General features: G+C 58.6%; 13 protein-coding genes. 3 read left to right on the top strand and 10 right to left on the bottom strand.

The features are described from left to right. Positions 1-21 precede the first annotated feature (21 nt). The 8 genes from aspA to Q0M74_RS02635 all read right to left on the bottom strand — a co-directional run bounded on the left by aspA (position 22) and on the right by Q0M74_RS02635 (position 10422). Positions 22-1620: an aspartate ammonia-lyase gene (aspA, locus tag Q0M74_RS02670; protein ID WP_293951500.1), complete on the bottom strand. Its 1599-nt coding sequence runs from the start codon at positions 1618-1620 to the stop codon at positions 22-24. 187 nt (positions 1621-1807) lie between these two features. Next, positions 1808-2653 carry an ATP phosphoribosyltransferase gene (gene hisG / locus Q0M74_RS02665; RefSeq protein ID WP_293951499.1) on the bottom strand — a complete coding sequence of 282 codons (846 nt, stop codon included), beginning with the start codon at positions 2651-2653 and terminating at the stop codon, positions 1808-1810. 16 nt (positions 2654-2669) lie between these two features. Beyond that, a complete protein-coding gene (locus Q0M74_RS02660; RefSeq protein ID WP_293951498.1) occupies positions 2670-2945 on the bottom strand; it encodes a phosphoribosyl-ATP diphosphatase in 276 nt (91 codons plus the stop codon). 58 nt (positions 2946-3003) lie between these two features. After that, positions 3004-3699, bottom strand: coding sequence for an HAD family phosphatase (locus Q0M74_RS02655; protein ID WP_293951497.1), 696 nt, complete (start codon positions 3697-3699; stop codon positions 3004-3006). Between the two features lie 38 nt (positions 3700-3737). Next, positions 3738-7379: a methionine synthase gene (gene metH / locus Q0M74_RS02650; protein ID WP_293951496.1), complete on the bottom strand. Its 3642-nt coding sequence runs from the start codon at positions 7377-7379 to the stop codon at positions 3738-3740. Between the two features lie 320 nt (positions 7380-7699). Next, positions 7700-8080 carry a hypothetical protein gene (locus tag Q0M74_RS02645; protein ID WP_293951495.1) on the bottom strand — a complete coding sequence of 127 codons (381 nt, stop codon included), beginning with the start codon at positions 8078-8080 and terminating at the stop codon, positions 7700-7702. A gap of 24 nt (positions 8081-8104) precedes the next feature. After that, complete coding sequence (mshC, locus tag Q0M74_RS02640) at positions 8105-9400, bottom strand: cysteine--1-D-myo-inosityl 2-amino-2-deoxy-alpha-D-glucopyranoside ligase (protein ID WP_293951494.1); 1296 nt, start codon at positions 9398-9400, stop codon at positions 8105-8107. Between the two features lie 197 nt (positions 9401-9597). Next, positions 9598-10422, bottom strand: a complete 825-nt coding sequence (locus Q0M74_RS02635; RefSeq protein WP_293951522.1) for an undecaprenyl-diphosphate phosphatase — start codon at positions 10420-10422, stop codon at positions 9598-9600. Positions 10423-10534: 112 nt separating this feature from the next. On the opposite strand from Q0M74_RS02635, the gene Q0M74_RS02630 reads away from it, so the two are divergent. The 3 genes from Q0M74_RS02630 to Q0M74_RS02620 are packed head-to-tail and all read left to right on the top strand — an operon-like array spanning position 10535 to position 13695. Continuing rightward, positions 10535-11473 (top strand): aldo/keto reductase, encoded by a 939-nt coding sequence (locus Q0M74_RS02630; protein WP_293951521.1) that lies wholly within the window; start codon positions 10535-10537, stop codon positions 11471-11473. A 44-nt stretch (positions 11474-11517) separates the two neighbouring features. Then, positions 11518-12537, top strand: a complete 1020-nt coding sequence (locus tag Q0M74_RS02625) for a hypothetical protein (protein WP_293951520.1) — start codon at positions 11518-11520, stop codon at positions 12535-12537. Between the two features lie 36 nt (positions 12538-12573). Then, on the top strand, positions 12574-13695 hold the full coding sequence (locus Q0M74_RS02620; protein ID WP_293951493.1) for a quinone-dependent dihydroorotate dehydrogenase: 1122 nt from the start codon (positions 12574-12576) through the stop codon (positions 13693-13695). A gap of 150 nt (positions 13696-13845) precedes the next feature. Here the strand turns inward: Q0M74_RS02620 and Q0M74_RS02615 are convergent, their stop codons facing one another. Together Q0M74_RS02615 and Q0M74_RS02610 are read right to left on the bottom strand one after the other, a co-directional pair. Further along, positions 13846-14271, bottom strand: coding sequence for a hypothetical protein (locus Q0M74_RS02615; protein WP_293951492.1), 426 nt, complete (start codon positions 14269-14271; stop codon positions 13846-13848). A gap of 16 nt (positions 14272-14287) precedes the next feature. Next, complete coding sequence (locus Q0M74_RS02610; protein ID WP_293951491.1) at positions 14288-14821, bottom strand: YbhB/YbcL family Raf kinase inhibitor-like protein; 534 nt, start codon at positions 14819-14821, stop codon at positions 14288-14290. Positions 14822-14865: the final 44 nt, after the last annotated feature.

Genomic DNA, 14865 nt, shown 5'->3' with positions numbered 1-14865 from the left:
AAAACATACAGCTCAGAACTACTAGTTCTGATCCAGGTAGAGCTTGCCCCGGAAAATCGGGTGCATGAGGTTCTCCTTGGACAATACGGTATTCAGGGTCTCTTCATCCATGAGGTTGCGCTCCAAGATAAGTTTGCGGACGGAACGGCCAGTTTCGGCGGCTTCCTTACCAATCGCATCTCCAATGTCATGGCCCAGGAATGGGTTGAGGTAGGTGATGATGCCGATGGAGTTATCCACATATGCGCGGCAAACCTCCGGATTGGCGGTGATGCCAACAACACACTTTTCACGCAGCGTCTTAGCGGCATTTCCCAGGATGCGGATGGACTGGAAGAGGGACTCACCAATGACTGGTTCCATAACGTTGAGCTGGAGCTGACCTGCTTCAGCAGCCATGGTGACGGTGAGGTCATTGCCAAAAACCTTGAAGCAGACCTGGTTGACAAGCTCCGGGATGACCGGGTTGACCTTGGCCGGCATGATTGAAGAACCAGCTTGGCGTGGTGGCAGGTTGATCTCGTTGAGTCCTGCACGTGGGCCGGAAGAGAGCAGACGTAGGTCGTTAGAGATCTTGGACAGCTTCATGGCAGCACGCTTGACTGCTGAGTGCGCCAGAACATAGGCACCGGTGTCAGAGGTTGCTTCAATCAAGTCGCGGGCAGACTTGATGTCCAGACCAGTGACCTCAGACAGGGAGGCAACCACCTGGTGGCGGTAACCGGAAGGGGTGTTCACGCCGGTACCGATGGCGGTGGCACCGAGGTTGACCTCAAGCAGCTTCTCCATGGCGGCACGCAGGACAGACTGTTCTTCAGCAAGATTGGCTGCGAAAGCCTGGAATTCTTCACCCAGACTCATCGGCACCGCATCCTGGAGCTGGGTACGACCCATCTTGATGATGTCGACGAACTCGGTACCCTTTTCGCGGAAAGCTACCTGGAGCTGATCGATCTCAGAGATGAGGGTGCTCATCGCACCATAGATGCCCAGGCGGAAACCGGTTGGGTAGGCATCGTTGGTGGACTGGGACATGTTGACATCATCCATCGGGTGCAGGATGTCATAACGGCCCTTTTCATAACCCATATGCTCAAGCGCGAGGTTGGCCACCACCTCGTTGGTGTTCATGTTGGTACTGGTGCCGGCACCACCTTGGAACACATCGATCGGGAACTGGTCCATGCAACGTCCCTCGACCAGGATCTGGTCACAGGCCCAGACGATCGCCGTGGCTTTTTCTGCCGGCAGGGTGTGGAGGCGGCGATTAGCCAACGCTGCCGCTTTCTTCACCTGGACCATGCCGCGGATGAATTCCGGGACGTGGTTGATGGTGGTGCGTGAAATCTGGAAGTTGTCCACCGCACGCAGGGTGTGAACTCCGAAATAGGCGTCAGCCGGGATCTCAAGATCACCGAGCAGGTCGGATTCGATCCTGAAATTCCGCTTGGTCTTGCGACGTACCTCCGCGGCCTTGGCTGCTGCGGTCTTCTCACCTGTTGACGTGGTTTCCGTGGTTTCTACCAGTGCCTCGCCATCTACTACAGGAGGCTCCGGAGTGGTGGATGTCTGCTCATCCTTTGAAGTGTCTTCGGAAACCTTATTCGTCTTGGACGACATGTTCTGCCTTTCACCGGTGGTTGAAATCACGAAACTAATATCGCTCATCCTACGTAACAATGATCAGAGGGGAAAAAGCAGGTGATGCATTAACCCCGGTTGGGCTGACAAGTTCCCTGAGAATGGAAAAAGGAGGCCTCGCCAGGAAAAACCTGGCAATGACCCCCTACCTCTCTTGTTGAAGGATTCAGATGCGGGCGATGCGGATATCAGAGGCCAGGATGGCTTCTGCACCGATGCTGGAGAGCCTGTCCATGATGGAGTTGGCAGACTTGCGTGGAACCATGGCGCGAACAGCAACCCAGTTGTCACGTGCCAACGGAGAGACAGTCGGTCCGGAGATCCCCGGGGTGACCGCACTGGACTCCTCGAGGTTGTCACGGCTGACATTGTAATCAAGCATGAGGTAGGTCTGCGCGTGCAGGATGCCCTGGATACGGCTGAGCAGAACCTGCTGGGCCGGGGTCACCTCTTCGTCGCGACGACCAACGATGACCGCCTCAGAGGTGCACAGGGAGTCGCCGAAAGGTTCAAGTCCCTGCTGGCGCAGCGTGCGGCCAGTGGACACCACATCGGCGATGGCATCGGCAACACCGAGCTTGATGGAGATTTCCACAGCACCATCAAGGCGGATCACATCGGCGTCGATACCGCGGGAGGCCAGGTCATCGCGCACCAGGTTCGGGTAGGAGGTGGCGATGCGCTTGCCGTCGAGCTTTTCGACGGTCCACTCCTCGCCCATGGGAGCGGCGTAACGGAAGGTGGATGAACCAAAACCGAGGGAAAGTACCTCGTGGACATCAGCGCGGGAGTCCAACGCCAGGTCACGGCCGGTGATGCCGAGATCCAGCTGGCCACCAGCCACATAGATGGCGATGTCCTTGGGGCGAAGGAAGAAGAACTCCACCTCGTTGGCGGTGTCCAGGACGTTGAGTGACTTGGAGTCACCGCGGCCGGCGTAGCCAGCTTCGTCGAGGATCTCCATGGCACGCTCAGATAGGGAGCCCTTGTTGGGCACAGCAATTTTCAGCATGGCTGTCTAATTTCTCCTACAGGTTCTTGTAGACGTCGTCGGGCTTGATACCACGAGCCACCATGATGACCTGGGTCCAGTACATCAGCTGGGAGATTTCCTCGGCCAGCTCTTCATCGGACTGGTACTCAGCTGCAATCCAGACCTCGCCGGCCTCTTCGATGACCTTCTTGCCGATATGATGGACGCCCTTGTCCAACGCGGCTACAGTCCCAGAGCCCTCAGGGCGGTTCTGGGCACGGTCAAGAAGTTCTTCGTACAGCGAGTCAAATGTCTTCACGGAGTACATCATTCCATACTGAATCCACGGTTGTGTTTTTGGGGCACATGGTTTTCTTTGTGGTGTGCGGCTAATTGGGCAGTACTGCCGGGGCGATCTGATCAAACCAGGTGTTGATCATTTCTGCGTCAACACCCTCAAAAGTGTCACTACCGTGCAGTTCACGCAGGGGCACCACACCTTCAGGTGGGGTGACCTCCTCCGGATGAAGGCCGATGACCCGGCAGCCGGCCTCCACCGCAGCGATCATGCCATTGAAAGAATCCTCAAAAACGAGACACTCGGATGGGGGTAGTCCCACCCTGCGGGCAGCTTCGAGATACATATCCGGTGCAGGTTTAGGGTTGGGCACTTCATCACCGGTGATGGAATCAGTGAAGTAATTCCTCCCGACCACGTCGATACAACGAGCGGCAAGGGAACGTTCGGTGTTGGTGGTGACCAGCATGGTCACCTTCTGTTCGGCAAGCTCCGCAAGCAGCGGGACCACGCCCGGGTTGGGGGCCAGTACGCCGTCGAAAAGCTCAGCGACGCGTCCCAGCATGAATGCACGGTAGCGCTGGTAGTCTGCCTCATCCACGGAGATTCCGGCATGTTCAGCGCAAATCCGGATTGTGCGGGGCAAGCTGCTGCCCACAGTGGTGTCCCGCAGCTCCGGGGTCAGACGCCTGCCCATCAGCTCACTCAGTTCATAGGTGACAAGCCCCCACTGGGGCTCTGTATCCACCATCGTGCCGTCCATGTCCCAGAAGATTGCCTTAACCATGAAGACAACACTAATGGGAATGGCTCAAACCGCAACGTTTAGACGTTGAAGTACTTCGCCTCCGGGTGATAAAGCACGAAAGCATCGGTGGACTGTTCCGGGTGCAGCTGAAGCTCCTCAGACAGGGTCACGCCGATCCGCTCAGGTTCGAGCAGTTCAACCATCTTGGCGCGGTCCTCCAGGGACGGGCAGGAACCATAACCGAAGGAGAAACGGGCGCCGCGGTAATCCAGGTCAAAGAACTTCGACATGTCATCGGAGTCCTCATCGCCTGCGGTGCCACCGGTGCTCAGGTGCAGCTCCTTGCGGATACGGGAATGCCAGTACTCAGCCATGGCCTCGGTCAATTGAACGCCCACGCCGTGGACCTCCAGGTACTGACGATATTCATTCTCCGCGAAGAGCTCATTGGCGAACTGTGCGATCGGATCACCCATGGTCACCAGCTGGAATGGGAAGACATCCACTTCACCATCAGCAATCGCCTGCTCACGTGGACGGATGAAGTCCGCGATGCACAGGAAACGGCCCCGCTGCTGACGCGGGAAGCTGAAACGCATGCGCTCCGGGGCGTCCGGCTCGGGGGATTCCAGGATGATCACGTCATCGCCTTCAGATACAGCGGGGAAATAGCCGTAGACAATGGCGGTGTGGTCGAGGATGCCCTCTGACTTGAGGCGATCGATCCAGTAGCGGAACCGTGGGCGGCCCTCGGTCTCCACGAGCTCCTCATAGGTTGGTCCCTCACCACCGCGGGTGGACTTCAAGCCCCACTGTCCCATGAACAGGGCACGCTCATCCAGGTTCGGCAGGTACTCAGCCAGCGGCAGGCCCTTGACAATGCGGGTGCCCCAGAACGGTGGGTTAGCCAGCGGAGTGTTGATGGCCACGTCAGAACGCTCAGGAACCTCAACCGGAACTGCATTGGCCTTGCGCTCGGCGGCGATACGTTTGGAACGCTCGCTGCGTGCCTTGCGCTCCTCCTTCTTACGGGCAGCTTCAATTGCCTCAGGGGAATCTGGATCAGCGGCCTCTCCCCTCTTCTCCGCCATCCATTCATCCATCAGACGCAGGGATTCGAAGGCATCTCGGGCGTAGTAGACATCGCCGTTGTAGACCTCTGCCAGGTCATTTTCCACATAGGTGCGGGTCAAGGCGGCGCCACCGAGCATCACCGGGAAGTGCGCCATCTCCGCGTTGTTCATCTCCTGGAGGTTTTCTTTCATCACCACCGTGGACTTCACCAGCAGACCGGACATACCGATGGCATCGGCCCTGTGCTCCTTGGCAGCTTCCAGCATGTTGGAGATTGGCTGTTTGATACCCAGATTGATCACGTCATAGCCGTTGTTGGACATGATGATGTCTACCAGGTTCTTGCCGATGTCGTGGACATCGCCCTTGACGGTGGCAATCACGATGCGGCCCTTACCATCAGACTTCTCTTCACCGTTGGCTTCCGCTTCTTCTTCCATGAAGGGTTCGAGATAAGCCACGGCGATCTTCATGGTCTCTGCGGACTGGAGCACGAACGGCAGCTGCATCTGTCCGGAGCCGAAGAGCTCACCGACAGTCTTCATGCCGTTGAGGAGATCCTCGTTGATGATCTCAATCGGCTTCTTTTCCTTCATGCCGGCCTCGAGGTCTTCTTCCATGCCGTTCTTATCGCCGTCGATGATGCGCTGAGCGAGACGTTCAAACAGTGGCATGGCAGCCAGTGCCTCGGCACGGGCGTCCTTGGCATCAGCAGCAGAGACACCTTCGAAGAGTTGCATGAACTCCTGCAGTGGATCGTAGTCTTCAGTGCGGCGGTCATAGACCATGTCCAGGGCAACTTCACGCTGACGTTCCTCGATGCGGTTCATCGGCAGGATCTTGGAGCTGTGTGCAATGGCGGAGTCCAGGCCAACCTGAACACACTCATGCAGGAACACGGAGTTGAGCACCTGGCGTGCCGCCGGGTTGAGACCGAAGGAGATATTCGACAGTCCCAGAGTGGTGTGGATGCCCGGGTAACGCTTCTTCAGTTCACGGATAGCCTCGATCGTCTCGATGCCATCGCGTCGGGTCTCTTCCTGGCCGGTGGAGATCGGGAAGGTGAGACAGTCCACCACGATGTCGGATTCAGTCAGCCCGTAGGTCTGCGTGATGTCCGTGATCAGGCGTTCCGCGATCTGCACCTTGTGTTCAGCGGTACGTGCCTGTCCTTCTTCATCAATGGTCAGTGCAACCACGGCGGCACCGTGCTGCTTCACCATGGCCATGATGCGACGGTAACGAGATTCTGGCCCATCGCCATCTTCAAAGTTCACGGAGTTGACGATGCTTCTGCCGCCCAGGTGCTCCAGACCGACCTGGATGACCTCCGGCTCAGTGGAGTCAATCATGATCGGCAGGGTGGAGCTGGTGGCCAGCAGTGCTGCCAAGGTGGCCATGTCCTCGCGGCCATCGCGGCCGACGTAGTCGATGCAGAGATCGAGCATATGGGCACCATCGCGGGTCTGCTGCTTGGCAATATCCACGCACTTTTCCCAGTCGCCGGCGAGCATGGCCTCGCGGAAAGCCTTGGAACCATTGGCGTTGGTGCGCTCACCGATCATGGTGATGCCGGTGACCTGGGTCAGCGGCACCGAGGTGTAAAGAGATGCCACGGCATCCTCGAGCTCAATCTCACGCTCAGCCGGAATGGCAGGTCCTTCAGGGACGGTGGTCAGCGATGAGGTCTCTCCCTCTGGAACACCAACCACGGCGTCGCGAACCGCACGGACGTGCTCCGGGGTGGTGCCACAGCAGCCACCGACCATGGACAGACCATATTCGCTAACAAAACCACGCAGTGCCTTGGCCAGCTCCTCAGCACCCAGTGGGTACTCCGCACCGTTCTTACCCAGTACCGGCAGGCCGGCGTTCGGCATGACGGATACCGGGATGGAGGCGTGCTTGGACAGGTAACGCAGGTGTTCGCTCATCTCATCCGGGCCGGTGGCACAGTTGAGGCCGATCATGTCAATACCCAGTGGCTGCAGCGCAGTCAGCGCGGCACCGATTTCTGAACCCATGAGCATGGTGCCGGTGGTTTCCACGGTGACATGGCAGATGATCGGCAGAACCACGTCGAGTTCTTCCATGGCGTCCTGGACGCCGTGAACAGCGGCCTTGACCTGCAGCAGATCCTGTGCGGTTTCCAGCAGGAAGGCATCACCACCACCTTCGATGATGCCAAGGGCTGCTTCTTTGTAGTGTCCACGCAGCTTGTCATAGGGGGCATGACCCAGGGATGGCAGCTTGGTACCTGGTCCGAGTGAACCCACGACGAAACGGCGCATACCATCACGGCCCGGCCCCATCTCATCGGCTACCTCACGCGCCACCACCGTGCCCTTGTAGGCAAGTTCGCGGCAACGGTCCTCGATGTCATAGTCAGCGAGGTTAGGCAGGTTACAACCGAAGGTGTTGGTTTCAACCAGGTCGGCGCCAGCCTCAAAGTAGGAACGGTGGATCTGGCGCAGAACATCCGGTCGGGAGTGGTTGAGAATCTCATTACATCCTTCGAGCCCGAGGAAGTCATCTTCAACGTCGAGATCAAAGGCCTGCAACTGGGTTCCCATGGCGCCATCGCCAATGAGTACGTGGTTGCGGAGAGCTTCAAGGAATGTGGGGGAGGTAGCTGTATCAGACATTAGGTAGACAGCTTAGTACGCTTTCATTCTTAATTAAACTTTTCAGCCTGTTCAGAGTCTATTTTCATTCATGCACACCCGCAGACTCCTTACCTTCCCGACCAGTGCCGGAAGCAGATTGAGGGTTCGGTACGGACTGATAAACCACGCTCTCAACCGCCCCAGGGCATGTGACCTGGGAACATGCTGTTGCACTATGGCGACTGCATCACCTTGCACTGGTCCACCGACGCTCCTCACCCACTCCCTGGCCCCATACCAATAGAAAAAGAGACACCCCTGGAATGTGGGTGTCTCTCAAATCCATAGGCCTCGGAGGGTTATTCAAATTCCGGGAAGCTCTCCAGGGAGAGATCATCGGCACCGGTGAGCTTGGCTGCGTCGAAAAGCAGCTCGGAGATTTCTTCCTTCTCCTCCGGCTCAATGACTGCACCGTGGTATTTGGTGTTGAACTTATCCAGCTCATCAAGGGTGTTCTGAGCAGCGGTGTTCAGGGCATCCAGCTCCGGGCCCTGACCGATCTCATCCAGGGTGCCCAGGTAGTTTTCCAGGATTTTACGGAGTTCTGGAAGTGCCTTTACATCGAAGGGCTCATCCCAGAATTCCTTCTCATCTGCTTTGAGGTAGGAACCGGTGGCGAATTCCTCCAGGGTGGAGATGAACTCGTTGACAGTTGGCTGAAATGTTGCGCGAATGCTCATGCCAGACATTGTCCACGAATTTGGCTAAAGGTGCACTCCCAGAAGTGCATCGACGGCCGCAGCGATGATGCGACCTGCTGGCGGGATCTCTGAAGCAGGCAACTGACCTGCTGATTCACGGTCCGTGTCAGGGGTTCCATCCAGTACGGTGCGGGCCCAGACGTCCACTGCTGCCAGGCCTGCGGGGGTGTCCAGATCATTGGACAGGTGGGCGCGCAGCTCGGTGACTGCATCCACAGCGACTGCACGGTCCTGAGCGATAGCGACTGCGGCACGCCACAGTGCCAGTCGTTCTTCTGCCGCCTTGAGAACCTCGGTGTTCCAATCGCGGTCGCCACGGTAGTGGGTGGAGTACACGCCCAGGCGGATGGCTGCTGCCTCATGGCCTGAGGCTGTCAGGCGGGAGACGAACTCCAGGTTACCCAGGGACTTGGACATCTTGACGCCGTCCTGGGAGATCATGCCGGCATGCACATAGTGCTTGGCCATGCGTTCCACACCGTGTGCGGCCTCAGCATGTGCTGCGGAGAACTCGTGGTGAGGGAACATCAGGTCAGAGCCCCCGCCCTGGATGTCAAAGCTTGGTCCCAGTCGGTTGGTGGCGATGGCGGAACACTCAATGTGCCAGCCTGGGCGGCCTGCACCGAAGGGGGAATCCCAGCTGGGTTCACCGTCACGGGCGGCACGCCACAGCAGCGCATCCATCGGGTTGCGCTTGCCTTCACGGTCCGGATCGCCGCCGCGTTCGGCAAAGAACTGGGCCATGGTGGCGGAGTCATAGTTCGACTCATAGCCGAAGTTCTCAGTCGCATGGATGGAGGCGTAGACATCCGGGTACTCAGCATCATCCACCACATAGGCCGCACCCTCCTCCAGCAGCGTGGAGACCATTGTGATCACCTCGTCGATGGACTCAATCGCACCGATATAGTCCTGCGGCGGGATAATGCTCAGCGCTTCCATGTCACTACGGAAGAGATTGATCTGGCTGGTGCCCAGATCACGCCAATCCACGCCATCACGTGCGGCGCGTTCAAAGAGTGGATCATCCACATCGGTGATGTTCTGGACATAGTGGACCTCCTGGTCGTTGTCCAGGAGGATGCGGTAAATCAGGTCGAATGCCAGGTAGGTCGCGGCGTGCCCGAGGTGTGTGGAGTCATAGGGGGTGATGCCGCAGACGTACATGCCCACCGGGATTCCAGAGCCGCTGGGTGGCACCTCCAAAGGCTTAACCTGCTGATCGGCAGTGTCGAAGAGGTCCAGGGACACCGGGGTGCCGTCCAGGGCTGGGATTTCAGGAGTGGGCCAAGAATGCATGGATCTAACTCTAGCTACTTTCCACGGTAAGGGAATATTGAGGGCATGATTAAGCCGCGCGCCACTGACGCGCCTGTCCACCTCAACTGTCCCAGGTCGTCGGTTATTCCCCCAGCGTCGTCTAGTGGGAAGTGCTCATCGACGCCCGCAAAAAACACCCCGCACACTCGCAGTGTGCGGGGTGTTGTAGCTACGACTTAAGGATTCAGATATCCCAGTGCCAGCAGCAGCATGACGATCAGGCCTGCCGGGATGCGGTAGGCGGCGAACCAGGAGAAGGAGTGGTTGGCCACGAACTTCATCAGCCAGGCAATGGAGATATAACCCACGATGAAGGCGAGCAGGGTGCCGATGGTCAACTGCAGGCCGGAGGCTGCCTGCCCTGCTGCAGGGTCGAAGGCATCAGGCAATGAGTACAGCCCGGATCCCAGGACAGCCGGGATGGCCAGCAGGAAGGAGAACTTCGCCGCCACTTCACGGTTGAGGCCCATGAACAGGCCGGCGGAGATGGTGCCACCGGAACGGGAGACACCGGGGATCAGCGCAAGGCACTGTGCAAATCCCATGACCAGGGCATCCTTCATGTTCAGGTCATCGTATCCGCGGTCCTTCTTGCCCATCTTTTCAGCGAGGATGAACACAAAGGAGAACAGCACCAAGACGGTGGCGGTGATCCACATGTTGCGTAGTGCCTCACGGATGAGGTCCTTGCCCAACACGCCCAGGACCACCACGGGGATGGTGGCCACGATGATCATCCACCCCATCTTGTAGTCACGTCCGCGACGTTCCTTATTGAAGACGCCGGCGAACCATCCGGTGAGGATCTGCCAGATCTCCTTGGCAAAGTACACCAGGACGGCGGCTTCGGTTCCGAGCTGCACCACGGCGGTGAAGGAGGCACCGGCATCAACACCCCAGAACAGTTCAGAAATAATTCGGAGGTGACCCGAGGAGCTGATGGGCAGGAATTCGGTGAGTCCCTGGACCAATGAGAGGACGATCGTCTGCGCCCAGCTCATGTTCTCAGCTACCGCAGGCTCCACGGCAGAGGCTAGGTGATAGGTCTGTTCATTCACCCGATAGACCTTACTACCGCTATTGATAAGTAGTGTGGTTGGCGTGAAACAGCGAATGGTGGGCACAAGTGGTCTGCGCGTCACGCGCATTGGTTTAGGCACCTCCACGTGGGGCATGGGTACAGAGCTTGCTGAGGCATCGACGATCCTCACTGATTTCATCGGCGCAGGTGGAACGCTTATCGACGTCTCCCCGACCTATGCCAATGGCATGGCCGAGGAAATGCTCGGTGATCTGCTGCGCACGCGGGCTCCCCGACCGGATCTGGTGATCTCCTCATGCGCCGGGGTGAATCCTGATCTGCCCATCGGGCAACGGGTGGACTGTTCCCGTCGCTCACTCATCGCACAACTTGATGCGACCCTGCACTCACTGGGTACTGACTACCTGGATCTGTGGTCGGTGGGTTATTGGGATGACCGCACCCCGCCCTATGAGGTGGCGGACACCCTGGACTATGCAGTGCGTACCGGACGGGTGCGCTATGCCGGTGTTCGTGGTTATTCCGGATGGCAGCTGGCTGTCACTCACGCGGCCTCCAATCATGCGGCAGCGGCAGCCCGTCCCATCGTGGTGGCCCAGAATGAATACAGTCTCCTGGTCCGCCGCGCCGAGGAAGAACTTCTCCCCGCCACCCAGCACCTGGGTGTTGGTTTCTTCGCCGGTGCGCCACTGGGCCAGGGTGTCTTGACCGCCAAGTACCGTTCAGAGATCCCGCAGGATTCCCGCGCGGCTTCCTCCGAACGTGATGCTGAGGTCCAGGGATACCTGGACGGCCGTTCCCACACGATTGTCGATGCCCTGGATACCGCCGCACGTGGCCTGGGCCTGAGTCCTGCTGTCACAGCCACCACCTGGGTTCGTGATCGCCCGGGGGTCACCTCCGTGATCGTGGGTGCCCGAACACCGGCTCAACTACAGCAGCTGCTCAAGGCCGAGGATGTGGTCCTGCCCTCCCCAATCACAAAAGCGCTGGACGATGTCTCCCTCTAGTACCTACCATTTTCAGGCTGCTGGTAATCTGACACATTGTGAATATGCGCCGTCGTTCCCGTGTCTACCGTCCACTCCTGGCAACCTCTGTGCTGGCCACCACCGCGATGCTTGCCACCGCCTGTAGCCAGAATCTTCCAGAGTCCCCAGACATGGGGCAGGCCACCCCGGTAGCATCCCCCGCCGCCGAGAACCCTGCTGGAACAGTCCTGGACTTTGCAGCCAATGTCACCGACATGGAAGTGGCTGACGGCGATATCCTGGGGGTGCGCTCTGATCAGTCCCTCGCCATTGGCACCCTCGCTGATTTCGAAGCCGGCGAACAGGTGGAACTGGAGGTTGCTTCCCAGTGCGGTGACCTCACCGTGACCGGAGATCAGTTCATTCTCGCCTGTGAACAGGGTGTTTATCTGATTGATGCGAACAACCCGAACCTGGACAACCTGCAGGAAACCGATAAGCCCACCACCGTTGCGGCACTGACCACCGATGGTCAACTGCTCGTGGGCAATGATGTTGATGAAGATGTCACCGTCTACCGCGATGGCCAGGAACCGGTGAACTTCGAGGTCCAGGACCCGGGCACTGAGATGATCGCTGTTCCTGTGGATGAGCGCCACGACGCCGTGGTGCGCATCTCCAATGGCCCCACCACCATCCAGGACATCGACTACCCCAATGACCGTGCTGGTGCGACCCTGCGCGTGGGACTCGGTGTGGCACAGATGGCCGCCGGCGAGGATGGGCTGTTGGTGGTCTCTGATAACCGTGGTGGCCAGATTGCCATCTACAATGCCGATGACATCATCCGTCTCCAGATGACTGCCCCGGTGGACAGTGACCCCTGGGGTGTTGCCTGGGATAGTCAGAACTCCCTGGCCTGGATCACCACCCTGTCCAACAATCAGCTCGCCGGCTACCGGATCGCTGAAGGTGTCCCAGAAGAACAGCACCGCCTGGACACCGTCGCCGATGCCCAGAACATCGTGGCACTGGAAGATGGCACCTTGGTGGTGGCTTCTGCCTCCGGTGACGGATTGCAGATCATCGACAACCCCGCATAACTTCCCGCACACCTTCTGTAGAAAGTTGAACCCCCTATGAGCAAGCCATCCCATACCCCTAAGCTCCGCCAGAAGGTGTATGACACCAGCCTGAAGGCCATGTTCACCCTCCGCCCGGAACGTATCCACGGCATCATCAACGATGGCTTGGGGTTGCTGCAGGTGGCCACCCCGCTCAACCGTGCGATGGGTAAGGTCCTCGGGGTCAATGACCCTGTCCTGTCCCAGGAAGTTTTCGGCATCACCTTCCCCCGCCCCCTGGGCTTGGCCGCAGGCTTTGATAAGAACGCCTCCGCGGCAGATACCTGGACCGGACTCGGTTTCGGCTATGCGGAGCTGGGCACGGTCACAGCATCACCGCAGGCCGGTAACCCCACTCCCCGCCTGTTCCGTCTGCCTGCGGACAAAGCCATTCTCAACCGCATGGGCTTCAACAACGAGGGTGCCGCGGATGCGGCGGATAACCTGCGTCGCCGTAAAACTGATGACGTGATCGGCATCAACATCGGCAAGACCAAAGTTGTCCCGGCGGACCAGGCTGTGGACGACTACCGTCGTTCCGCTTCCCTGCTGGGTGATCTGGCTGATTACCTCGTGGTGAATGTTTCCTCCCCGAATACCCCTGGACTGCGCGATCTGCAGGCCGTGGAGTCCCTACGCCCTATCCTGGCCGCCGTGCAGGAATCCACCTCAGTGCCTGTGCTGGTGAAGATCGCCCCGGACCTCTCTGATGAGGACGTGGACGCGGTTGCCGATCTCGCCCTTGAACTGGGCCTGGCAGGCATCGTCGCCACCAACACCACCATCTCCCGTGAGGGGCTGTCCACCCCGGCCAATGAGGTGGCGGACATGGGGGCCGGTGGTATCTCGGGTGCGCCGGTGGCTGACCGTGCCCTCGAGGTGCTCAAGCAGCTCTACGCCCGTGTGGGTGATCAGCTCGTCCTCATCGGTGTCGGTGGCATCAGCACGCCGGAGCAGGCGTGGGAGCGCATCACCGCCGGAGCCACCCTCCTGCAGGGCTACACCGGTTTCATCTACGGTGGCCCGGACTGGATCCGTGACATTCATCTCGGTATCGCAGCCCAGATCCGTGCCCACGGACTGGCCAACATCTCGGAGGCTGTCGGCTCCGACCTGCCGTGGAAGGCAACCTCCTAGTTCCGACCCAGCCGTTCCATTGTTGTCCGAGCAACAATGTCGTATAGTCCACTGATTTTCACGTTCGGCTTGCCCCCCCCCCAGGTTGGCAGAATAAAGGAAGAAAGGGCCACTGTCTTTGACAGTGGCCCTTTCTTCGGAGTTCTACACCTAGCCCTTCGGCATCATCGCGCGGCGCATAATCAGACCACAGATGATGGCGGTGACAGCCCAGGCACTCAGCCAGAACTGCTCCACCCACATCAGGGGATCATTGGGAAGGAAACGGCTGAGACCGACCAACACCACGGCGATACCCAAGGTGATCACCTGGGTGCGTGAGCTCTCCTCATATCTGCTCACGGTGGCAAAACCACCGAGGATGACTGCTGCCAGCAGGATCAACAGGAATCCCGGGGTGACGGCAAAAGGCGCACCCATACCACTGGTGACGAGTTCAATGACACCGAAAACGATGAGAACCACTCCCAGTGCCACAAATGCACCGCCCACGCGGATTGCTGTAGGGACGCGACGCCAACCCATGCGTTCGTCCATGTTTAATTTAAGCTTTGATTTACCCGATGCAGCACTCATAATGTGACTTACCCTACTAGTTCTCGTACCAACCCCACACAATGGATCGCCCAAGAGTATGGAAATAGAGGTTAAAACCGAGCACAGTGGGGGTGGAATCGGGGTCAATGTCAAGCTTTTCCACATCCACCGCATGCACCGCGAACAGGTACCTGTGGGGCGCATGGCCAGCTGGCGGCTGGGCACCGTAGAAACCACGCTTGCCGGAATCACCCTTGAGGGAGACCACACCGTCAATTCCACCGAGGGTTTCATCACCTGCACCGGTAGGCAGTTCCGTCACGCTGACGGGAATGTTGAATGCAGCCCAGTGCCAGAAGCCAGAACCTGTGGGTGCATCCGGATCAAAGCAGGTGATGGCAAGGGATTTGGTACCCTCTGGCAGATCGGACCAGGACAACTGTGGGGAAACATCGTTTCCACCCAGCTGCGGTTCTTTGAGCTTCTCACCATTGCTCAGGTCAGTGGAGGTCAGTGTGAAGCTGGAAACATCACCCAATGGCGCATAAGGATCCGGGCCGGGGAAACGGGAATCATTGTAATCAGTCATAACCCCACTTCTACCCGAAAATCTCTGTGCCTGCAGTCACTTAG

Origin of the sequence: uncultured Corynebacterium sp. (genome assembly GCF_945649885.1) — a bacterium.
Taxonomy (GTDB): Bacteria; Actinomycetota; Actinomycetes; order Mycobacteriales; family Mycobacteriaceae; genus Corynebacterium.
Note: the sequence above shows the minus strand (reverse complement) of the source record. Positions and strands in the feature narration are given on the sequence as shown.